Annotated in this window: 20 protein-coding genes; 11 read left to right on the plus strand and 9 right to left on the minus strand. The window is 44.4% G+C overall.

The window, feature by feature from the left end; translation table 11 throughout:
• Positions 1-180 precede the first annotated feature (180 nt).
• The 3 genes from ACMXYU_RS09490 (at position 181) to purU (ending at position 3,735) form a co-directional block, all read left to right on the plus strand.
• Complete coding sequence (locus tag ACMXYU_RS09490; RefSeq protein WP_415898458.1) at positions 181-1,065, plus strand: LysR family transcriptional regulator; 885 nt, start codon at positions 181-183, stop codon at positions 1,063-1,065.
• 245 nt (positions 1,066-1,310) lie between these two features.
• Positions 1,311-2,723, plus strand: coding sequence for a coniferyl aldehyde dehydrogenase (locus tag ACMXYU_RS09495; RefSeq protein ID WP_415898459.1), 1,413 nt, complete (start codon positions 1,311-1,313; stop codon positions 2,721-2,723).
• A 154-nt stretch (positions 2,724-2,877) separates the two neighbouring features.
• Positions 2,878-3,735: a formyltetrahydrofolate deformylase gene (purU, locus tag ACMXYU_RS09500; RefSeq protein WP_415898460.1), complete on the plus strand. Its 858-nt coding sequence runs from the start codon at positions 2,878-2,880 to the stop codon at positions 3,733-3,735.
• A 126-nt stretch (positions 3,736-3,861) separates the two neighbouring features.
• Here purU and ACMXYU_RS09505 read toward each other — a convergent pair whose 3' ends face one another.
• From ACMXYU_RS09505 to ACMXYU_RS09515, 3 genes are all read right to left on the minus strand, one after another.
• Positions 3,862-4,263 carry a VOC family protein gene (locus tag ACMXYU_RS09505; RefSeq protein WP_415898461.1) on the minus strand — a complete coding sequence of 134 codons (402 nt, stop codon included), beginning with the start codon at positions 4,261-4,263 and terminating at the stop codon, positions 3,862-3,864.
• Positions 4,264-4,385: 122 nt separating this feature from the next.
• Positions 4,386-5,543, minus strand: a complete 1,158-nt coding sequence (locus ACMXYU_RS09510) for an SIR2 family protein (protein ID WP_415898462.1) — start codon at positions 5,541-5,543, stop codon at positions 4,386-4,388.
• Between the two features lie 298 nt (positions 5,544-5,841).
• Positions 5,842-6,480: a glutathione S-transferase family protein gene (locus tag ACMXYU_RS09515; RefSeq protein WP_415898463.1), complete on the minus strand. Its 639-nt coding sequence runs from the start codon at positions 6,478-6,480 to the stop codon at positions 5,842-5,844.
• A gap of 141 nt (positions 6,481-6,621) precedes the next feature.
• Between ACMXYU_RS09515 and ACMXYU_RS09520 the strand changes: the two genes are divergently transcribed.
• Positions 6,622-7,176, plus strand: coding sequence for a TetR/AcrR family transcriptional regulator (locus ACMXYU_RS09520; RefSeq protein WP_415881513.1), 555 nt, complete (start codon positions 6,622-6,624; stop codon positions 7,174-7,176).
• 128 nt (positions 7,177-7,304) lie between these two features.
• Here ACMXYU_RS09520 and ACMXYU_RS09525 read toward each other — a convergent pair whose 3' ends face one another.
• Positions 7,305-8,972, minus strand: coding sequence for a glutamine--tRNA ligase/YqeY domain fusion protein (locus ACMXYU_RS09525; protein WP_415894080.1), 1,668 nt, complete (start codon positions 8,970-8,972; stop codon positions 7,305-7,307).
• 300 nt (positions 8,973-9,272) lie between these two features.
• Between ACMXYU_RS09525 and ACMXYU_RS09530 the strand changes: the two genes are divergently transcribed.
• Positions 9,273-9,794, plus strand: coding sequence for a peptidylprolyl isomerase (locus ACMXYU_RS09530; protein WP_415884660.1), 522 nt, complete (start codon positions 9,273-9,275; stop codon positions 9,792-9,794).
• The gene (locus ACMXYU_RS09535) at positions 9,794-10,519 is read left to right on the plus strand and encodes a UDP-2,3-diacylglucosamine diphosphatase (RefSeq protein ID WP_415898464.1); all 726 of its coding nucleotides are present in this window, start codon (positions 9,794-9,796) and stop codon (positions 10,517-10,519) included. The genes ACMXYU_RS09530 and ACMXYU_RS09535 overlap by 1 nt, the downstream gene beginning before the upstream one ends.
• Before the next feature lie 71 nt (positions 10,520-10,590).
• Here the strand turns inward: ACMXYU_RS09535 and ACMXYU_RS09540 are convergent, their stop codons facing one another.
• Positions 10,591-11,199 (minus strand): tRNA-(ms[2]io[6]A)-hydroxylase, encoded by a 609-nt coding sequence (locus tag ACMXYU_RS09540; RefSeq protein WP_415894078.1) that lies wholly within the window; start codon positions 11,197-11,199, stop codon positions 10,591-10,593.
• A gap of 139 nt (positions 11,200-11,338) precedes the next feature.
• Between ACMXYU_RS09540 and ACMXYU_RS09545 the strand changes: the two genes are divergently transcribed.
• Entirely contained in the window at positions 11,339-12,199 is an 861-nt protein-coding gene (locus tag ACMXYU_RS09545; RefSeq protein ID WP_415898465.1) for a hypothetical protein, read from the plus strand.
• A gap of 19 nt (positions 12,200-12,218) precedes the next feature.
• Here the strand turns inward: ACMXYU_RS09545 and ACMXYU_RS09550 are convergent, their stop codons facing one another.
• Positions 12,219-12,845, minus strand: a complete 627-nt coding sequence (locus tag ACMXYU_RS09550; protein ID WP_415898466.1) for a LysE family translocator — start codon at positions 12,843-12,845, stop codon at positions 12,219-12,221.
• 390 nt (positions 12,846-13,235) lie between these two features.
• Here ACMXYU_RS09550 and fusA point away from each other — a divergent pair, with 390 nt between their 5' ends.
• Both fusA and ACMXYU_RS09560 read left to right on the plus strand, forming a co-directional pair.
• Positions 13,236-15,326, plus strand: a complete 2,091-nt coding sequence (gene fusA, locus ACMXYU_RS09555; RefSeq protein WP_415898467.1) for an elongation factor G — start codon at positions 13,236-13,238, stop codon at positions 15,324-15,326.
• Between the two features lie 182 nt (positions 15,327-15,508).
• Entirely contained in the window at positions 15,509-15,736 is a 228-nt protein-coding gene (locus tag ACMXYU_RS09560; RefSeq protein ID WP_415888081.1) for a DUF1059 domain-containing protein, read from the plus strand.
• Between the two features lie 6 nt (positions 15,737-15,742).
• Here the strand turns inward: ACMXYU_RS09560 and ACMXYU_RS09565 are convergent, their stop codons facing one another.
• Entirely contained in the window at positions 15,743-16,528 is a 786-nt protein-coding gene (locus ACMXYU_RS09565; protein WP_415898468.1) for a substrate-binding periplasmic protein, read from the minus strand.
• Between the two features lie 292 nt (positions 16,529-16,820).
• Between ACMXYU_RS09565 and ACMXYU_RS09570 the strand changes: the two genes are divergently transcribed.
• Positions 16,821-17,480 (plus strand): DUF4253 domain-containing protein, encoded by a 660-nt coding sequence (locus tag ACMXYU_RS09570; protein ID WP_415898469.1) that lies wholly within the window; start codon positions 16,821-16,823, stop codon positions 17,478-17,480.
• A 164-nt stretch (positions 17,481-17,644) separates the two neighbouring features.
• On the plus strand, positions 17,645-18,511 hold the full coding sequence (locus ACMXYU_RS09575; RefSeq protein WP_415898470.1) for a DMT family transporter: 867 nt from the start codon (positions 17,645-17,647) through the stop codon (positions 18,509-18,511).
• A gap of 127 nt (positions 18,512-18,638) precedes the next feature.
• On the opposite strand, the gene prpF is transcribed toward ACMXYU_RS09575, so the two are convergent.
• Both prpF and acnD read right to left on the minus strand, forming a co-directional pair.
• Entirely contained in the window at positions 18,639-19,817 is a 1,179-nt protein-coding gene (gene prpF, locus ACMXYU_RS09580; RefSeq protein WP_415898471.1) for a 2-methylaconitate cis-trans isomerase PrpF, read from the minus strand.
• Positions 19,818-20,074: 257 nt separating this feature from the next.
• A complete protein-coding gene (gene acnD, locus ACMXYU_RS09585) occupies positions 20,075-22,678 on the minus strand; it encodes a Fe/S-dependent 2-methylisocitrate dehydratase AcnD (RefSeq protein ID WP_415898472.1) in 2,604 nt (867 codons plus the stop codon).
• Between the last annotated feature and the right edge of the window lie 86 nt (positions 22,679-22,764).

Genomic DNA, 22,764 nt, shown 5'->3' on the forward strand with positions numbered 1-22,764 from the left:
CAAACATGACAACTTATCTTATGCCCTGAGTCTTTTCCTCTAGCGGAGCGTCCTAAAAGGCGAAGCCGATCTCTAGCTGCGCAGCAGCGCCCTCTAGCGAAGCGTCCTTCTTTAATCGTTCCTTGCTATTAAAAAAAGGAATATATTCTTCAGATACACATAAACAAATGAGTACCTCTTATGCTCGATGTCTCGGATATCATCCTTCTCAAAACCGTTGCTGAGGAAGGGAGTATTAGCAAAGCTGCGGAAAAGCTGCATATGTCTCAGCCGACCTTGAGCAAGAAGATTGCACGTTTAGAAAAAGTATTAAAAGTTGAGCTGTTCCATAGACAAAGTACAGGAATGAACCCAACAGCGATTGCCAATTACTTGATTGAGAGTGGTGAGCAGCTTCGTGCAAAGCTGGATACTTTATGTCGTCATGTTGAGCTTCTATCCAACCTTGAAGGTGGGACATTAAAGATCGGGGTGAGCCCTATTGTTGAGCAACTACTTTTCCCAAAAGTTCTGATGGACTTTGTCGAAGAGTCCAACAATATAGAGATCTCATTTAAGGTGGATCTACCACAGAAGATACCGAGCTTAGTGCTTAACGGTGAGATTGATATAGGTATTGGCCCTGCACTACCTCAAGAGCGCGCTTCCGAATTAGTCATCAGAAAGGTTCAAAGTGCACGCATTGTCTTTGTAGTTAGAGCCGGCCACCCATTAACTGAAAGCAAAGGGACCCTCCCTACCGATGAGCTTAATAATTTCCCGGGTATAGGTCCTAGCGTAAACAAGTCCATGTCAGAGTTTTTACAAGAAAACGATGTTTACCTACCGTTTAAAATCACATGTGATAATTACCAGATCGCTAAATCGATCGTTATGACTTCCGATTACTTCACCGGTGGCCCGAGAGAGCTATTTACTAAAGAGTTAGATTCCGGGGAATTAGTGCAATTAGATATTGCTGAAGAGATACCTTGGCAATCCTACTGCATTACACGTCAAGAAACTGAATATGCACCTGCGGTTAAGAAATTCATTCAGATTCTGGAACAATATTCAGATACATAACCCCGTTCTGTAATAAGAGCTACCCGTAACTCTCTGAAATAAAATTATTATTCATTATTTTTATTACCCTTAGTAGTTTTTGTAAATTCCTTAATACCTAGCTAGCGACTAATCTATCGATATGTTTTCAAGTGTGTGAGCGATTCCTCTGATACAGCAAGGTATGTGAATCCTTAGAAGTCCGGTAAAGCTTGAGCAATGAGAGGCATGGAAAGCGATTAAATGACTTTAGCCAGGGTAATAAGATGACTAATTTGAACCACATCTCGCCAGATAATTTACAGATCACCTTTCAGACGATGCGTGGCGCATACAATGCGCAACCAGCACCCTCTTATGCTGGACGCGTAACTGTCCTTAAAACCCTTAAGGCCTCTGTCATTAAACATGAGCAAGCGATCTATGATGCTTTGAAAAAAGATTACGGTTATCGCAGTGAGTTCGACACGCTTATTGCCGATGTACTTCCTAGCGTCGCGGGCATTAACTACGCGCTAAAAAATCTAAAGAAATGGATGAAACCTTCTAAACGTCATGCCGGTTTGATGCATTTCCCTTCATCGGTGAAAGTCCACTACCAACCTTTAGGTGTGGTCGGTGTTATTACACCTTGGAACTTCCCGGTATTCCTTGCACTCGGGCCTGCAATTCAAGCTTTGGCTGCAGGTAATAGAGTGATGATCAAAATGAGCGAGTTCACGCCTAATGCCAATCAAGTGCTACGCGAGATCGTTAAAGAGCTTTCCGAGTATATTCAGATTATTGAAGGCGAAGCCGATGTAGGTGCAGCGTTCTCAGCATTGCCATTTGATCATCTGATTTTTACAGGCTCATCTGCGGTAGGCAAACTTGTCGCTAAATCGGCTGCTGATAATTTAACCCCGATTACGCTAGAGCTGGGTGGAAAATCTCCAACCATCATTGATGACCAGATCAGTATGGATATTGCCGTTGATGCGGTGATCTTAGGTAAATCAGTCAACTCTGGGCAGATCTGCGTAGCTCCAGATTATATTTTTGTTCCTGAAGCGAGAGAAAACGAATTTATCTCTACCTTTATTGAGCGATACACCCAGTATCACTTGAACGGTGATAACCAGAACACCCAAACTCATATCGTTAGCGAAAGACAATATGATCGTTTAATGGCGTTTATTGAGGACACCAAAAGTAAAGGTGGCAAGCTTCACCCAGTCAAAGCAATAGAGAGTGATGCAGGACGACGTGTCTACCCTCACCTAGTGACTCAAGTATCTGAGGATATGAGTATTCTAAAAGAGGAAATTTTTGGGTCGATCCTACCAGTCATGACCTACAACAAAATCGAAGAGGTAACACGTTATATCAATGAGCGCCCAAGGCCACTTGCGTTGTATATCATGTCGAAGGATAACGCTTTAATTGATTACCTGTTAAACAACACCCATAGCGGTGGCGTATCGATTAATGACACTGCTTTGCACGCAGCTGCAGATGATGCTCCCTTTGGTGGTGTAGGTAATTCAGGTATGGGTCACTATCACGGTTACGAAGGCTTCCAAACTTTTTCGAAAGCGAAAACAGTACTTCACTCAAGTCCTTGGTTACCTAAAAACGCCTTTATTCTTAAAAACCGTGATTTTGTTTATAAGATTTTGCGAAAGTTTTTACTGAAATAATTTTGTGAAAAAAACTAAGATCCAATCAGCTCCTGCTACTGAATCAGGGAGCTGATTAGCACTTCCAATCAATCTCTATCCTTACGCCTCATTACCATCTATGGAGCTAAAAAAGATCGTCTAAACTTATTAAATATCTGATAAGGAGACTGAAATGACTAGCAGTTCATGGATACTCACGGCTAGCTGCCCCAGCGAACTGGGTACGGTTGATGCTGTGACGGGTTTTCTCTACGAAAACGAACACTATATAGAAGAGCTCCACTCCTTTGATGACGAGAGTAGTCAGCGTTTTTTTATCCGAGCATGCTTCAGAACCAATAGTCACTTTGATAAGAGTACATTCAGCCAGCGCTTTTCTCTCAGAGCTGAAAAGTTTGATATGCAATGGGAGTTACAGCCTAGTGATTACAAGCCCAGAGTTGTGATTCTGGTGTCTAAATTTGATCACTGCCTCAATGACCTGCTCTACAAAAAACAGATTGGTCAGCTAAACATCGAGATACCCGCGATCATTTCTAACCACCCCGATCTGAAAGATCTAGCAGACTGGTATCAGATCCCTTATCACCATCTTCCAATCACGCCAGAAAGTAAACAGCAGCAAGAACAGCAACTCTGGAAAATAATTCAGGAGACAAACGCCGATCTCGTTGTATTAGCTCGATATATGCAAGTGCTTTCTGATGAGCTCTGTCAAAAACTGGAAGGCTGGGCAATCAATATCCATCACTCACTCTTACCCGGCTTTAAAGGCGCAAAGCCCTATCATCAGGCTTATGAGAAAGGCGTGAAAACGGTGGGCGCTACCGCACACTATATCAATGCAGATCTCGATGAAGGCCCTATCATTGCCCAAGGGATAGAACCTGTTGACCATACCTACTATCCAGAAGATCTAATCGCTAAAGGAAGAGATATAGAACGCATCACACTCTCTCGAGCGGTGAAATACCATATTGAGAAACGGGTATTTCTCAATGGCAATAGGACGGTGGTTTTTAAGAAATAGGACGCAGCTGCGCAGCTAGAGATCGGCTTCGCCTTTTAGGACGCTTCGCTAGAGGACGCCGCTACGCGGCTAGAGGAAAAGCCTTTGCGGCATGGATCGTACGGATTTGTGTAATACGCTCCGCTATTACACCCTACTGGCTGGTTGATGAAACTCGATTACATTGTCATCAGGATCTCTAATAAAGAAAAACTGAGCACCCTCGTATTCAACTTCTCCAGTAATCGGGAAACCAAGCTCCTCAATGCTGTTTTTTGCGGAATTGTAATCGGTTATTTCAAGGGCAATATGTGTATAGCCGGGGTATTTAAGGTCTGCTTCCATCAACATATTCTTTTTAGGTGCCTCTTTAGAGGCATTCAAAATAAGATTGATGTTTATTCCCGATGGATGCTCAATAATGGCAACAGGCTCTGGCCCCACAGGACCAACAATAAATTCAAATCCAAGCTTCCCATAGAATTCACGAGAAACCTCCATATCCCGAACTCTCAAGCCTACATGATTTATTCTGGTGATCTCTTTCATGATATTTCCTAGATGTTGGGATTTATAGAGGCAGCTAACGCCCAGCTCAACTGTGTAGCAAGCAGGCGGGCTTTTTGGAACAAAAAGCATGACAGTTTGAGGAGCCAGATTGCAGCTGTTTGTTATGCATTTTTACCTACTACACTTTCCATAAGACCACTTTCTAGAGCTTGTTCAAAGCTATCCTCTATGAACTCTACCTTTGATGATAGGCCTCTATAAGCTTGCCTAGCTGCCTCTGTCAAATAAGGATTCACAACTGTTAGCTCCGCATCGTTTCTTAAGTTTTTTGCAAAGAATGCTTTTATATGTATGTCAGCATCTGGAAATGAATACCCAATGAAGACAATTTTCTTTGCTGATCTAATTTCTAGTTGAGCTTCGTATATGAGATTTTGTACAACTGGATGCTTCAATATTTTACTATGTGTTGGGGGAACAATCAGAGTTGAGAGAGGATAGCCATCTCTAGGGCACAATTCAGCATTATCAATGTCTCCCATCCATGAAGGATCAAACCTAGGGAGTTCGCCGGTATCTAAATCTATATGTTTATTCCAAGGTGTAAGAACTGCCTGCGAGCAACAATTACAATATTTCCAGTTTAGGCTTCCATGAAGCTTAATTAATTTTATTGGTCGAGGATCACAATTGTCCCAATCGGGAATCGGCTCTCTGGGGTTGACCCACCAGTCAAAACCTATTAGTCCATCTTCTTTTGTGTAATTCAGAAAATCTATACAATAATCAATTAACCCGTGTCTTGGGTATAACCACCTATCAAAAGCATCGTCTATTTGATTATCGTAATTTGTAGTTATTATTGAAAAATTTCTATTCGTTTCAATTGCGCGCTCCCACAAAAATGAGTAAACGCTGTCATTCTCTCGGCCCTTTACTTCTCTCTCCCGCTTTGTAAGCGGGGATTTTGCTGACTTCGAAGTTATGAAATAAATTAGTTTAACCAGAGATTCTTTAAGTAGCCTCAGTTTTTCAAGAGTGTAGACCTTACATAAGGCAACATCATTATCGATGAAGTAATCTATGTATGAGAAAATAGTCTCCAATGAGGGATATGTATTGCTTTCCTCTGAATACGAAAAGTTGTTAGTGATAAAGGCACACACAATCTTCCTTAACTCTGAATTTTCAAATTCTTCATCTTTAGGAGAGAGTATCTCAGGAACTATATCTTTCTGAAGAGGCACTCCATCACTATAGGAAGCTCCCGCACCTAAGAAAAACAAACAGTCCCTTTCTTTCTGGTATTCAATAAACACTATCTATCCTCAAGTGCATAACATTTTTATATACGAGGCTCCGTATATCTACCCATGCCAGACATCCATCTATCTGTTTTATAGCTATTTTTGACTTAGCCCTAGACTGAAGGCAAGCATCAACCATACCTAATATCTCAATCAAACCATAAAAAAGGGCGTAACGGTTAACCCATTACACCCTACTTTCTAATCAAACTCTGTATTTGCCCTTTAGATTTTTCTCTAGCGAAGCGTCCTAAAAGGCGAAGCCGATCTCTAGCTGCGCAGCAGCGTCCTCTAGCGTAGCGTCCTGAATCTATTTAAGAACATCCTTCGCAAAATCCTGCTGACGAATAGTCTGGATATAGTTCAGTACGTTTTCGTGCTTAGCTACCAGTGGCTTACCTACTTCATTGCCTTCGATGTAATCGATAATCGGGATCAAGATTAGGTCTGCAGCCGTAAGTTCGTAACCACAGATAAAAGGATAATCAGCTAGTTGATCAGCAACGATGGATAGTGCGTTTTCGATACCTGGCACTGCTGCTTCTACTTTATCCATGCGTACTGTGCCGTTTTCACCTTTCGGGAAGATGAACTCAAGCAATACTTTACGCACGATTTCAAAATCGACATAGATACCGCTGATTCCACTCCACGCTTCAACTTGAGCTTGAGCATATGGATCAGTTGGATAAAGTTTTGCGCCACCGTATTCATTTTCTAAGTAATGCAGAATCGCAACGGTCTCTGGAATTGGCCCTTTCTCAGTTAGAAGCACTGGAAATTTGGTATATGGGTGGATCGCTTTATGGCCTGGGGTATGAAAACCCACTGCTTCGCCATCCACTTGTGTAGTTACCTCGTAAGGCAGTCCTTTTAGCTCGCAAGCCATCATCACACTGCGCACAAATGTACTGAAAGATGGACCATAAATTCGGATTGGTGCAGTCATGCTTAAACTCCTGTTATCTAATTCGGTTAACTCATTCGGTTAACTACCTGAGCTCCACTTTATTGACCGACACAATATGTTCAAGAACATATTTTAAACTTATGCCATACTCCGGCATAAGCAAGTACAGGAGTAGTTTTTATGGGGTGGACGGCTGAACAAAAGCAGCAGAGTCGTAAAAAGATTATTGATAGCGCTGCAGAACTCTTTACCAAAGATGGCTTTGATAAAGTGGCGATTAACGATGTGATGAAACACGCCGGTCTAACCCGAGGGGCGTTTTACAATCACTTTGAATCTAAGAGCGATCTCTACGCCGAAGCGATATTGAGCGCTGCTCACCTAGCTAAAAGTCATACCATTGAACGCTCTGGTTTTCAGTTGTCGGATATTATTGAAACTTACCTGAGCGACAAACATCGGAATGGTGAGTTCTGCTGTCCATTAGCGTTTTTAACCACCGACATTCATCAACGGGATGATCAGGTCCGTACCACCTATACCCGCGTACTGAAAGGCTTTATCAATAATATCCATGAGCTAAATGAAGGCCAGCCAGCCCTCGATGAGAGCGAAGCGATTAAGAAAGCAGTGCTAATGATTGGTGGGGTTGCGATTGCCAGAGCGGTTAATGAGGACGATTTTGCAGAACAGCTATTAAGTGCCTGCCGCGAAGGAGTTAATAAGGGCGGGTAAGAATCGGATAAAGGCAGGAAGAAACAGCCTGGTGCGGATAAAATCAGCCAAAAACGAAAAACCGGCTAAAAGCATCTCTGCTCTTAGCCGGTTTTAGCTGACCTTAGCTGCTACTAGCGGGTCTTAATTTATTTCCCCCACGAATCACGCAGGCCAGCGGTACGGTTAAATACCAACTTATCAGCTGTAGAGTCTGAATCTACGCAGAAGTAACCGGTACGCTCAAACTGGTAAGCGCTTTCCACTGCTGCATCAGCTAGACCTACTTCACAACGGCTGTCAGTTCTAACCACTAGAGATTCTGGGTTGATGAACTCAAGGAAATCTTTTTCCTTATCGCCTGTTGGGTTTGCTTCGGAGAACAAACGATCGTACTCGCGCACTTCACAAGGTACAGAGTTATCAGCAGATACCCAGTGTACAACGCCTTTAGCTTTGTAGCCTTCTGGATTCGCGCCGGCAGTTGCAGGATCGTAAGTACATTTCAATTCAACAACGTTACCATCCGCATCTTTGATAACTTCTTGGCAGGTAATAACGTAAGAACCACGTAGACGAACAGCAACACCTTGCGTTAGACGCTTCCACTTACGTGGCGGTACTTCAGCAAAGTCGTCTTGTTCGATAAGAATGTTACGTGTAAAAGGAACTTTACGAACACCCATCGTTTCATCTTTAGGATGCTTAGGCAGCTCGAACCACTCTTCCTGACCTTCGTCATAGTTAGTGATTGTGACTTTCAGTGGCTGAACAACACACATTGCACGCGGTGCATTTTTATCTAGATCTTCACGCACGAAGAATTCGAACTGAGCCATATCAACTGTGCCGTCAGTTTTAGCAACCGCTAGGCTGTCACAGAAGTTACGTACAGAAGCTGGCGTATAACCACGACGACGTAGGCCAGAGATAGTTGGCATACGTGGGTCATCCCAACCATTGACATGGTTCTCATCAACAAGCTGCTTCAGCTTACGCTTACTTGTTACTGTGTAGTTTAGGTTTAGACGACCAAACTCATACTGACGTGGCTGTGATGGTACAGGTAGGTTTTCGATGAACCACTCGTACAATGGACGGTGATCAGCAAACTCCAGGGTACAAATCGAGTGCGTTACGCCTTCAATCGCATCTTCTTGGCCATGTGCAAAGTCGTAGCTTGGGTAGATGCACCACTTGTCACCTGTTTGGTGGTGAGACTCTTTACGAATACGGTAAAGAATCGGGTCACGCAGGTTCATGTTAGACGATGCCATGTCGATCTTAGCGCGCAGTACACAGCTACCTTCGTCAAACTCACCCTTGCGCATGCGTTCTAGAAGGTCAAGGTTCTCTTCAGGTGAACGCTCGCGGAACGGGCTGTCTTTACCTGGTTCAGTTGCCCAACCACGGTATTCTTTTGCTTCTTCTGGGCTCAGGTCACAAACGTATGCTTTGCCTTCACGAACAAGGTGCTGTGCCCACTCGTAGAACTGATCAAAGTAGTTTGACGCGTAACGAACTTCACCCGCCCACTTAAAACCTAACCATTCAACGTCTTGCTTGATCGCATCAACGTATTCTTGATCTTCTTTGGTCGGGTTAGTGTCATCAAAACGTAGATTACATTCGCCGTTATATTTGTCAGCAGTGCCAAAGTTCAGGCAGATAGACTTTGCGTGGCCAATGTGAAGATAACCATTTGGCTCTGGCGGAAAACGCGTAACAACTTTTCCGTTGTTCTTACCGTCTTCCAGATCCTGTTCAATCACCTGATGAATAAAGTTAGTAGGTTTACTGCTTTCTGTATTGCTCATAAAAACGTCTTAATCCCGACATTGCATGAATTCTGAATTGCCCCGAAACGCGTCCACATCTATAGGGCATAAATTGTTGTACATTATAAACGGATGCGCAGCCTAATTGGCAGTGAATATCAGTAAGATTTTTTCAATAAATTTCTAAGTAATCCCCGCATACCAAAAAGGCCTCCTACAATTCTTTGGAGTTGGTACTTTAGAACCAATTATTCGCCACTTAGGAATAAACAGTGATGCGTTTCTCTTAGACTTGCGTATAATGGGCCAGTCAAAGGCGAAGAAGTGGACTTTACAACAATGATCATCCTCCATACTAATTTTGGTGATATCTCTATAGAGCTAGACCACGAAAAAGCTCCGAAAACAGCAGCAAACTTCGAGCAATATGTCACGGAAGGCTTTTACGATGGCGTTATTTTCCATCGTGTAATCAATGGCTTCATGATCCAAGGCGGCGGTTTTGAACCAGGTATGGTACAAAAAACTACTCGCGAAACTATTGAAAACGAAGCAGACAACGGTCTATCTAATGCGGCAGGCACTATCGCTATGGCACGCACAATGGATCCACACAGCGCATCTGCACAGTTCTTTATTAATGTTTCTGACAACACTTTCCTTGACCATACAGCTAAAACAACTGAAGGCTGGGGCTACGCGGTATTTGGTAAAGTTGTTGACGGTATGGATGTAGTTAACAAACTTAAAGCTGCATCGACTACTATCCGCGCAGGCCATCAAGATGTACCGGTTGAAGATATCATCATCGAGTCAGCTGAAATCGTTACAGAAGAAGTAGAAAGCGCAGAAGAAGAATAATGCCCGTATACTTTGTCTCAGATATACATCTGAAACCCGAACGCCCGGATCTTTCCCGGGCGTTTTCGTATTTTCTAGAACATACTGCTACCGATGCAACGCAGTTGTATCTTCTAGGGGATATTTTCGAAGCATGGATTGGCGATGATTGCCCTACCCCTGGCTTGGATGAGCTTTTACAGCAACTCAAAACAATGAGTGACAAAGGCTGTGAAATTTTCTTCCAACACGGCAACCGCGATTTCTTGGTAGGCGAACAGTTCTGCCAAAGCATCGGTGCCAAACTGCTACCTGAAGAATTCGTACTTTCATTGCCAATTGGCAATGCCGTGGTGCTTCATGGTGATCAGCTTTGCACCGATGATACTGAGTACATGCAGTTCCGCGCTTTGGTTCGCAATCCACAGTGGCAACAAGATTTCTTAAGTAAGTCATTAGAAGAGCGTTTAGCTATCGCTCGACAACTGAGAGACACCAGCAAACAACGCACAACCGAAAAGTCTGATTACATCACTGATGTAAATGCAGACGCGGTTAAACAATCTTTTGCTGATAACAAAGTTTCACTGATGATTCATGGTCATACCCATAGACCTGCTGTACATGAAGTGGAATTAGCTCCCGAGTCTGCGACACGTATAGTGCTTGGCGATTGGGACAAGCTCGGCTGGTATCTTAAAGTCGATCAGGATGGATACGATCTCATTAGCTTCGAAGTCGAGTGATGTAGGAGCTCACCCTGTGAGCGATAAATGATAAAAATCGCCCACGGGGGGGGTGGGCTCCTACATAATAATCAGATGAATGTTGGTGCACCGCTATGGAAACGGAACTCATCATCTGGTGACTCAATCAGCTCTCGTTCAACTTCGCGGAAAAACGCTACGCGCTCATCAATGGGCTCACCGGCATAGTCCGCAGCAAGACCTAAGTAATCTTGGTAGTGACGACCCTCTGATTTCAGCAAAGAGCGATAGAACTTAGCCAGTTCCTCATCCAAGAACGGCGCTAATTTGGCAAAACGCTCACAAGAACGCGCTTCTATATAAGCACCAATAATGAGAACATCGATCAAACGACCTGGCTCAGATGTACGCGCATGGGTACGCATACCGCCTGCATATCTTGCAGAAGACATGTGATCATAAACCACACCTCGGTCCTGCATAATCGCCAGCACTTGCTCAAAGTGAATCAGCTCTTCACGTGCTAGACGTGACATCTTGTTTAACAACTCAAGACGATCAACATAGCGAAACATCAATGTCATTGCTGTAGAAGCCGCTTTCTTCTCACAATGCGCATGATCAATCAGAAGGATATCCTGATTCTGCAAAGCAGCTTGAATCCAAGAATCGGGAGTTTCACATGCTAAAAATTCTTTGATCTCGTCGAGAGCGTCCATTAATACCTGACCTAACACACGTTGTAATAAGGAGGCGCATTATAGCCATTGATATAAGACTTTTTAACCTAAGAAGTTCTATATTCCTTAACTGATTGATCTACTACAATAAAATGGTCCAATTTGGTTGAGTCGTACAATGCGAACTTTTTTAACGCTGCTGTTATTAGTATCAAGCCAACTTAGTGCAGACACCCTATCGATTGGTGTTCATGCTAATTACGTTAATGAGCATTTTAAATTAGCGGCTGGGAAACAGGGCTATTCGAATGTTTTGCCGGTAGAAGAGTGTCCAGCATTAGACTCTGAAGAATTAAAAGATATTCAGCGAATCACCATGGATATTATGGTCATTTGTAACGCTGTAAAATCTGCCAAGTACGTCAACCTTATTCGGCTGGTGCCATACCCCAATGTTACACGCGGCCTGCAGTTAGCCACCAATAACAAGATTGATATGGTTGGCCAATCACTGTTTGAAAGCGATCATCTCGCAGAAACAAACCTCTTAATAACCACACCCATTATTCGCAATGGCGAATTTCAAGTCGGCGTTTTTTCTACCAAAAACAGAACTGACATTTTGGAGTTAGGTGAAGATATCGATGTCACAAAACTAAGAGGCGTTACGGTCAGAAGCTGGAAAACTGACCAAACGGCCCTGAACGATATTGGAACTAAGCAAGTCAACTTACTACCCACTAGAAACCTTATTGCTAATTTTATATCCAGTGGCCGTGGAGACTTTACCCTCTCCTACCTTAAAGAGCCGGTCGTCACGAGGATCGGCGGTGAGTTAATCCGGGTATCTGGGGTAAAAGTCAGCTTTGATGCATCTCGCTCTTTTATTTTGCCGGCGCGTAATACTCAGCTTTACACTATTTTGCAAAGCTACATCCAAGAGCAAAGACAAAAATCACCAGATGCGATTCGCCAAGCTTATATACACGCAGGCTTTATTACTGAAGATTACGATCACTGGCGAGATCTTGCAGAGTAGCAGGCAAGATTAAGTAGCATTATCTTTCAGTCGTAACGAGCTTCAGAGCCAAACCAACAAAGACGGTGCCAGCGACTTTATTAATAATCGACTGACCCAATTCCGAATCTTGAATCCAACCGCGTAAACTCCCCGAAAGTAGCGCAACTGAGCTCATGACAAAGAAAGCTACAACGATAAAAACCATACTTAAGGTAAATAACTGCTGACTTAGTGAGCCAACCGCAGGGTCGGCAAACTGAGGCAGGAAGGCCATAAATAAGATCGCCAATTTAGGATTAGTAGAACTCATCAGAATTCCACGACGATAGAGTTGCATCGCACTAAGCTGTGGCTGCTCTGACATAGATACCTTGGCAGCAGCCGCACGAAAAGAGATAAACGCTAAATAAAGTAGATAACCCACACCAACGATTTTAAGCAGGGTAAACGCCAAAGCACTGGCCTGAAATATTGCAGCCACACCTAAAGTGACAGCAACGGTGTGAAATAGCAGACCGGTACACAAGCCCAAGGTGACAATTATCCCGGCTTTACGACCATGAAGAATCGATTGAATCAAAACAAAAATATTATCAGGCCCCGGCGCATAGGAAATTAACGTAGACGCAATAATAAATCCGATTAACACATCAACACTTAACATACTTATATCTACCTAAATAAATCATCTATCGGGCGATCATAATCCGTCATCACAATCATTCAAATCCCCTATTTAATCTAATTCCTTTAACTTTTTTAGGTTACGACCCCTTTATTACGGCTCAGCACCTTCTCGAATTCAAAACGCCACTAAACAGTGCAATTTAATTTTTTACCCCACAAACCCCGCCTATTCCTTTTATATCAATAAGTTAAATTCAAAAATTCAGTTAAAAAAACTAGCAGCAATTATAAAAGCCTTCCGTTAATACCCAATCATCGATAAATCTCAGCAGAAAGAAGTATTTCCTTGTAATTTTTCTTCGAAAAGTCATAAAAAACCTTGTATACTGTCGCGCAATTTTAGGACCTCACTTAGTCGAGTATAGAGATGACAGACTTAACCAAGTACAGAAACATCGGTATTTTCGCGCACGTAGATGCGGGTAAAACCACAACAACAGAACGTATCCTTAAGCTTACTGGTAAGATCCATAAGATGGGTGACGTTCACGATGGCGAAGCTACTACTGACTTCATGGAGCAGGAAGCTGAGCGTGGTATCACAATCCAGTCTGCAGCGACGACTTGTTTCTGGAAAGACCACCGCATGAACATCATCGATACTCCGGGCCACGTAGACTTCACAGTTGAAGTATACCGTTCCCTAAAAGTACTTGACGGTGGTGTAGGTGTATTCTGTGGTTCCGGTGGTGTAGAACCTCAGTCTGAAACTAACTGGCGTTACGCAAACGAGTCTGAAGTAGCTCGTTTGATCTTCGTAAACAAACTAGACCGTCTTGGTGCTGACTTCTACCGCGTTGTAGATCAGGTTAAGAACGTACTAGGCGCTAACCCACTAGTAATGACCCTACCAATCGGCCGTGAAGACAACTTCACAGGTGTAGTAGACGTTCTATCTCAAAAAGCTTACATCTGGGACGATTCTGGTCTTCCAGAGAACTACGAAGTAACTGACATCCCTGCTGATCTAGTAGACGATGCGGCTATGTACCGTGAGCAACTAATCGAAACTGCTCTAGAGCAAGACGAAGACCTAATGATGGAATACCTAGAAGAAGGTACTGAGCCTTCTCTAGAAGAGATCCAGCGTTGCATCCGTGAAGGTACTCGTAAGCTAGACTTCTTCCCAACTTTCTGTGGTTCTGCATACAAGAACAAAGGTATCCAGCTTGTTCTAGATGCTGTTGTTGACTACCTACCAAACCCAGTAGAAGTTGATGCTCAGCCACTAACTGATAAAGAAACTGGTGAGCCAACTGGCGAAGTAGCTACAGTAGCTGTAGATGAGCCATTCCGTGCACTTGCATTCAAGATCATGGATGACCGTTTCGGCGCTCTAACTTTCGTACGTGTATACTCTGGTGTTCTTAACAAGGGTGACACAATCCTTAACTCTTACACTGGCAAAACTGAGCGTATCGGCCGTATGGTTGAGATGCACGCTGATGACCGTACTGAGCTAGATTCTGCTCAAGCTGGCGACATCATCGCAATTGTTGGTATGAAGAACGTTCAGACTGGTCACACTCTATGTGATCAGAAGAACCCTTGTACTCTTGAGCCAATGATCTTCCCTGAGCCAGTAATCTCTATTGCTGTAACTCCTAAGGACAAAGGTTCTACTGAGAAAATGGGTATCGCTATCGGTAAGATGGTTGCAGAAGACCCATCTTTCGTAGTTGAAACTGACGAAGATTCTGGTGAAACAATCCTTAAAGGTATGGGTGAACTTCACCTAGACATCAAGGTAGACATCCTTAAGCGTACTTACGGCGTTGAGCTAGAAGTAGGTAAGCCACAGGTTGCATACCGTGAAACTATCACTCAGTCTGTTGAAGACAGCTACACGCACAAGAAGCAGTCTGGTGGTTCTGGTCAATACGGTAAGATCGATTACCGCATCAAGCCAGGTGAGCCAAACTCTGGCTTCACGTTCACTTCTACAGTAGTAGGCGGTAACGTACCTAAAGAATTCTTCCCAGCGATCGAAAAAGGCTTCGCTGGCATGATGGAACAAGGTGTACTAGCAGGCTTCCCTGTACTAGACGTTGAAATCGAACTATTCGATGGTGGCTTCCACGCGGTTGACTCCTCGGCAGTAGCATTCGAAATCGCAGCTAAAGGCGCTTTCCGTCAGTCTATCCCTAAAGCGGGTGCACAACTTCTTGAGCCAATCATGAAAGTTGACGTATTCACTCCAGATGACAACGTTGGTGATGTAATCGGTGACCTTAACCGTCGTCGTGGCATGATCAAAGACCAAGAAGCTGGCGCTACTGGCGTTCGCATCAAAGCAGACGTTCCACTATCTGAAATGTTTGGTTACATCGGTCACCTACGTACTATTACTTCTGGTCGCGGTCAGTTCTCTATGGAGTTTGAACGCTATGCAGCATGCCCACAGAATGTTGCTGACGAAGTAATCGCTGAAGTAAAAGCTAAAAACGAAGCTAAGTAATCTAATTACTTAACTCGTTAAAAAAGCCCGCTGAGAAATCAGCGGGCTTTTTTGTTTCTATCATGAGCCCCCTTCTTCCCCCACACTCTCTTTAAACGAAGTTTGTCCAATTAAGCACTTTCAACTACCCTGAAGCGAATAACTAAGCAGATATTTACCGAAAGGAGAAAGCAGTGAAGACCATGACTTGCAGGCAACTTGGCGGCGGTTGCGATCTTGAGTTTAAAGCCAACACATTTGAAGAGATGTCCGAGCTAGCAAAACAACATGGTATGGAGATGTTTCAGCAACAAGATGCCGACCACCTAGCAGCCATGCAGAAAGTACAGCAGATGATGTTAGACCCTGAAGCGATGCAGGCCTGGATGAACGAAAAGCGCGAAGAGTTTAATGCTCTACCAAATGACTAACCCTGCCTAATATTGGTATTTGCTTTCGATCGCTGCAAAGGTTCCATCCGCTTTCATTTGCTCCATCGCTAACCGAACTTTCTCTACAAAACCTGGCGTCACCCTCAACTTAGAAAACAACAGGTAAGTTGACCAAGAAAGCACCTCCATTCGCTCACCGTTGTAGAGCACAATATCGATCTGATCTTCCAGTTCTTGCTCTTGGATGTAGTACATCACTGGCAGCAAATCACCAACAAACATATCTACTCGATCATTCAGCAACTGCTTAACACTTTGTTCAGTCGAATCAGCCAACTCAACTTTATAAAACTTCTCACTGTCTAACGCCTGTCTGAAATGACCGCTTCCGTATAGATAGCCTGCTCTAACAGAGATATCTTTATCTTTAACATTTGAAAAATCAGGCTGAACCTCAAATTGATCAGATTTGCGCTTAAACAGCACATAGCTTTGCTGAATCAAGACACTATCAACGTAGTAACCCCATTTCTGGCGTGGTGCATTTTTTCCGGCATTAAAGAGCAAATCACGCTCTCCATGCTCAGTCACATAGACCGCACGCTTCCACGGAAAAAACTGGAAATCAATTTGCTTAACGCCGACTCGGGTCAGAGCCTCTTTGGCAATGTCTACAGCAAGCCCTTTCGGTTCGCCGTTTTCACGATATTCATAGGGAGGGTAATGAAGCGTCGTTGCAAAGATCACTTCTGGAATATCGTCAGCCAAGGCAGCCGAAGAACATAGCGCAAAAAAACATATTATCTTTGCTATGTATCGATTTAACCCCATCTAGCATGCCTCGATTTTCTCAAATATCTAAACAGTATTGTGCATATTCCTCATAGATCAAATCAGGCAATTTGCTACTGACTTACGTTAAGCTTTAAGCCACCGATCGGAAGAACACTCATAACACCGCATCAAAGAATATCAGTCACTTTCTTCCAACTGCACGTAACTGCTCGACCCGTACTTAAAAAAGACTGATTAACTAAGCCACTCCCTTAGCAACTCAAACAGACTGATAAATCCCCCTCCCATTTCTGATACCATTACGCGAAACTATTCTTTAGGGCCGAAAATGAAATTCGTCAATCTTGATCCAGCTGATGCCTTCGCAAAAGCTATTAAGGCAAGCAGCAAAGATAACAAACTGGTGGTATGCGGTACTGAAGAAGATAAATCTTATATTGAAGAGCACCTTCTAGAAAGCTCGCAATCTCCAAAAGATATTATCCGCGCTGCTGCAAAGATCAAAGCAGCTACATGGCTCAGCAAACGACGCCAACTGTTAGAATCAGATGAGGAGTTAAACCTCGCAGAAATAACCGGCGAATTTAAAGCTGAATCAAGTGATAAACAAGGCTTTAATCTTGCGACAGACTTTGTCACAGGCGAAGCCGTAGATAATCTTTTAGGCGTCAAAATTAAAACCGACAGTAGCTGGAAGATCCCCGCTCATTTTAAGTTTGGTGGCTGGAACGCCTGCCCTGAACCAGAAGTTCACTGCGCCATGTGGAAACATTGGCAGCTAAAGTATGGCGCTAAGATTGTCGGGGTCAGCAATGACGTGATTGAAGCTTATATTACTAAGCCACCACAAACCGCAGAAGAAGCAATGGAACTGGCTTGGGAGCAATATCTATATTGTCCGGATATTGTAGATCAAGGCGTGGAAACAGTTTCAAAACTTGCAGAAGTTCTACTTAACCACGACTGCTGGTACTTTTGGTGGGATTAAGTTTAAAGACAGGCCAAGTTCGGTAGAAAACAGCTAAAAGCAGCAAAAGACTGATAGAGAAATAGCTTAAAGAGCTAAGCCCCGTTCTAACAGCTGAATAACTGGCCGTCAGAACAGACTTAGGGTACTGTCCTTACACCTACATACCTAATACCGAGTTAAGGATGACATTAAAATCCAAAGCACTTCTCATTGCTTTCCTGCTAGTAGGCTTGTCGCTCATACCTGTTGGGGACTCCGCCGGTAAACTGCTTGGCATTCAAGGTGTAGATCCACTATTTATTGCTTGGAGCAGGCTCGCTGTTGGCTTTGCGTTTGTTCTGCCCTTCTCTGGATTGACGATTAAAGAGGTCGGTCAACTCTTTAACTGGCGCTTATTAATCCGTGCAGGTTTATTCACCTGCGCTATCTTCAGCATGCTCACAGCGCTGAAAACCGAGCCTATCGCCAATGTCTTTGGTATCTTCTTTATAGGACCAATCGTTTCTTATTTTCTAGCCGGATTAATTCTTAAAGAGACAATTACACCGGCGCGCTCAATCGCTTTGCTTATAGGCTTTGCCGCTGTTCTGATGGTAGTAAAGCCAGGATTTAATATGGGAACAGGCGCACCCTTAGCACTACTAGCAGGTACGTGTTTTGGCTGTATGCTGGTGTGTAATCGATGGCTGGCCGGGCAATTTAGACCAAGACTCATTCTGCTATCCACTCTCTTAGCAGGCAGTTTGGCTCTGGCGCCTATAGCTACACCAACCATTCCCGCAGAATTGGATACCCATCTGGTCACACTGATCTTAGTTAGCTCACTCGCGTCTGCTATTGGAAATCTAATAATCCTGCAAAGCAGCAAACACCTAGAAGCCAGTATTGTTGCACCGTTCGTTTATTCTCAACTCATTATCGCAACGGCACTTGGCGTTGTTTTGTTTGATGAATGGCCTGATATGATCAGCGGTATTGGGCTCATCATTATCTTTTCTTCTGGTGTATGTTCTTTTTTCTTATCTAACAAAAAAGCGCCTAACCCATAAAATGATCATTTAGCTTTTTCCAGATAAAAAAAACCACGCTAAAAAGCGTGGTCGTTAAGGAAGAGCTGGAGTATCTACTCTGATAGGAAAATAGAACCCCAGTGAGCCCTTCAGGGTTACTCTAGAACTAGAAACTGTCTCCTGGAATGCGTAGATTGCCTTCCATAATTACACGGGCACTTCGGCTCATTACCGCTTTCTTAGCAGTCCAATCGCCGTTAACCTCTTCAGCGGCAGCACCAACACGCAATGTGCCAGATGGATGACCAAAAGTTACCGCTTCACGCTCACCACCACCGGCAGCAAGGTTAACTAAGGTACCTGGTACAGCTGCAGCAGTGGCAATAGCAACAGAGGCTGTGCCCATCATCGCATGGTGTAATTTGCCCATAGATAATGCACGTACACAGACATCAATATCGTTTGCAGAGATCTGCTTACCGCTTGATGCTTCGTAGTCAGTCGCAGGCGCAACAAACGCAATCTTCGGCGTATGCTGACGTGCAACTGCTTCAGAGATATCGCTGATCAAACCCATCTGCACAGCACCGTGTGCACGCATGGTTTCGAAACGCGCCAACTCATCGGCATTACCATTAATATCTTTCTGTAGCTCAGTGCCTTTGTAGCCAATATCTTCAGCATTCACGAAGATAGTCGGGATACCTGCATTGATGAATGTTGCTTTAAAGGTACCAATACCCGGCACTTCCATATCATCAACCAAGTTACCCGTTGGGAACATGGAACCTTCACCATCAGCCGGGTCCATAAACTCAATCACAACCTCAGCCGCTGGGAAAGTTACACCGTCCAACTCAAAGTCACCGGTTTCCTGCACTTCACCATTGGTAATTGGCACATGAGCAATGATGGTTTTCTTAATATTCTTTTGCCAAATACGAACTGTGCAGATGCCGTTTTCAGGAATACGCTCTGGGTCTACTAGCCCGCCACTGATCGCGAAAGCACCTACGGCTGCCGTCAAATTACCGCAGTTACCCGACCAATCTACGAAAGGCTTATTGATCGCTACCTGACCGAACAGGTAATCCACATCGTGATCTGCAACTGAACTTTTATCCAAAATCACGGTTTTACTGGTACTGGATGTTGCACCGCCCATGCCATCAATTTGCTGGCCGTAAGGGTCTGGGCTACCGATCACACGCATTAGTATGTTGTCACGAGCTTCGCCTGGCTCTTGCGCTACTTCTGGCAGATCCTGACGACGAAAGAAAACACCTTTACTGGTTCCGCCGCGATAGTAAGTCGCTGGGATTTTTATCTGTGGTACGTGTGACATAAACTTTTCCTACTTGATTCACACAGCTATCAAAAGCTGCTCTATCAATTCGAATAAAACGCTTAGTAACAATGACTGACATGACCTTGCATTCAAGGCCACATGCAGTCTCTACTCTGGCCAGTCATTGTTAGTAAAAGCTTTGCTTCTATTCTCGGCAAAATGATGGGCGCTGCTTGCTCGACTTTGAAACCCCAGCCCTACGTGAGCCTGTAGAGCTAGGATTTGCAAACAACGCCTATCGGAACTGCCTGCTATTAATTTCCTTCTAGGAAATCTTTAGCGAAACGCTGTAGAACACCACCCGCGTTGTACACATGTACTTCCGCAGCAGTATCCAAACGACAAGTCACTGGTACTTCTACCTTCTCGCCGTTAGCACGGTTGATGATCAAAGTTAGATCGCAACGTGGTGAGATATCACCAACGATGTCAAATGTCTCAGTACCATCAATACCGTAAGTGTTACGGGTATCACCCTCTTTGAACTGAACAGGTAGTACGCCCATACCAACTAGGTTAGTACGGTGGATACGCTCGAAGCCTTCAGCAACGATTGTTTCCACACCTGCAAGGCGAACACCTTTCGCAGCCCAATCTCGGGATGAGCCCTGACCGTAGTCAGCACCTGCAACGATGATTAGGTTCTGTTTACGATCCATGTAGGTTTCAATTGCTTCCCACATGCGGCTTTCTGTACCTTCAGGCTCGATACGCGCAAGGGAACCCTGCTTGATCTCACCGTTTTCGTCACGACACATTTCGTTCAACAGTTTCGGGTTAGCGAACGTTGCACGCTGTGCTGTTAAGTGGTCACCACGGTGAGTTGCGTAAGAGTTAAAGTCTTCTTCTGGAAGACCCATCTTCGCGCAGTATTCACCTGCAGCAGAACTCGCTTGAATCGCATTAGATGGGGACAGGTGGTCAGTTGTGATGTTGTCACCTAGAACCGCCAGCGGACGCATACCTTTCATAGTACGCTCGCCTGCCAATGCACCTTCCCAGTATGGAGGGCGACGGATATAAGTAGACATTTTACGCCAGTCGTAAAGCGGGCTTTCTGCGCGCTCAACGTCACCAAGATCGAACATTGGGATGTAGATCTGGTTGAACTGCTCTGGCTTAACTGCCTTAGCTACGATTTCATCGATCTCTTCATCTGATGGCCATAGATCTTTTAGTGTGATCTCTTTGCCATCAACAACAGCCAATACATCATTCTCGATATCGAAACGAACTGTACCTGCGATTGCGTAAGCAACTACCAGCGGTGGCGACGCTAGGAATGCTTGCTTGGCGTGTGGGTGGATACGCCCATCGAAGTTACGGTTACCCGATAGAACAGCTGTTGCGTATAGATCGCGTTCAACGACTTCTTTCTCGATAACAGGGTCTAGCGCACCGGACATACCGTTACATGTAGTACATGCGTATGCCACGATACCGAAACCTAGTTTCTCAAGTTCTGGTAATAGACCCGCTTCTTCCAAGTAAAGTTTCGCAACTTTAGAACCTGGTGCAAAAGAGGTTTTAACCCAAGGCTTACGCACTAGACCTAGCTCGTTTGCCTTTTTAGCAACTAGACCTGCAGCAACAACGTTGCGCGGGTTAGATGTGTTTGTACAAGATGTGATAGCAGCAATGATTACCGCACCATCTGGCATTAGGCCTTCTGCTTCTTCAGCTTTTGCTGCAGCCAACATATCTTCACCAGCAATACCGCGCTCATTTAGCGCAGTCGTTGGTAGACGACGATGTGGGTTAGAAGGACCAGCCATGTTACGAACAACGCTAGACAGATCAAACTCAAGTACACGCTCGTACTGTGCTTCAACTAGATCATCAGCCCATAGACCTGTGTGTTTCGCATATTGCTCAACTAGCGCTACCTGTTCTGGTTCACGGCCTGTTAGCTTCAAGTAATCGATAGTCTGCTCATCGATGTAGAACATACCCGCAGACGCACCGTATTCAGGTGTCATGTTGGACAGTGTCGCACGGTCACCGATAGACAAGGTCGCAGCACCAGGACCGAAGAATTCTAGGTAAGCAGAAACAACTTTCTCGTTACGTAGGAACTCAGTCATTGCAAGTGCGATGTCTGTCGCAGTGATGCCAGGCTGGCGTTCACCAACAATCTTCACACCTACAATGTCTGGTAGGCGCATCATAGAAGGCAGACCAAGCATAACGGTTTCTGCTTCTAGACCACCTACACCAATCGCGATTACACCTAGTGCATCAACGTGTGGCGTGTGGGAGTCCGTACCTACACAAGTATCTGGGTAAGCTACACCATCGCGGTTTTGGATAACCGGAGACATCTTCTCCAAGTTGATCTGATGCATGATGCCGTTACCTGCTGGGATAACATCTACGTTATCAAACGCAGTTTTACACCAGTCGATAAAGTGGAAACGGTCATCGTTACGGCGATCTTCAATCGCACGGTTTTTCTCAAACGCATCTGGATCGAAACCTGGCGCTTCAACTGCTAGAGAGTGGTCAACGATAAGCTGAGTCGGTACAACTGGATTTACCTTAGATGGATCACCACCTTGGTCAGCAATCGCATCACGCAGACCAGCAAGGTCAACCAGTGCAGTCTGACCAAGGATGTCATGACATACAACACGCGCTGGGTACCATGGGAAATCCAGTGTACGTTTAGTTTCGATCAATTGTTTTAGAGAGTCGGTCAGCGCAGATGGCTCACAGCGACGCACCAGTTGCTCAGCCAAAACACGAGACGTGTATGGCAGTTTTGCATAAGCACCTGGCTGGATATCTTCAATCGCTTGGCGGGTATCAAAGAAATCTATAGAGGTACCCGGAAGAGGCTTGCGGTATTCAGTATTCATGGCACAACCTGTCAGGTTCATTCAAGCCGAGAGGGGTTAGCAAAGCTAATCTCTCAGCTTTTTATTATTCAAATCAGGACAGCGAT

Origin of the sequence: Neptuniibacter sp. QD48_11, from assembly GCF_047778095.1 — a bacterium.
Classification (GTDB): Bacteria; Pseudomonadota; Gammaproteobacteria; order Pseudomonadales; family Balneatricaceae; genus Neptuniibacter.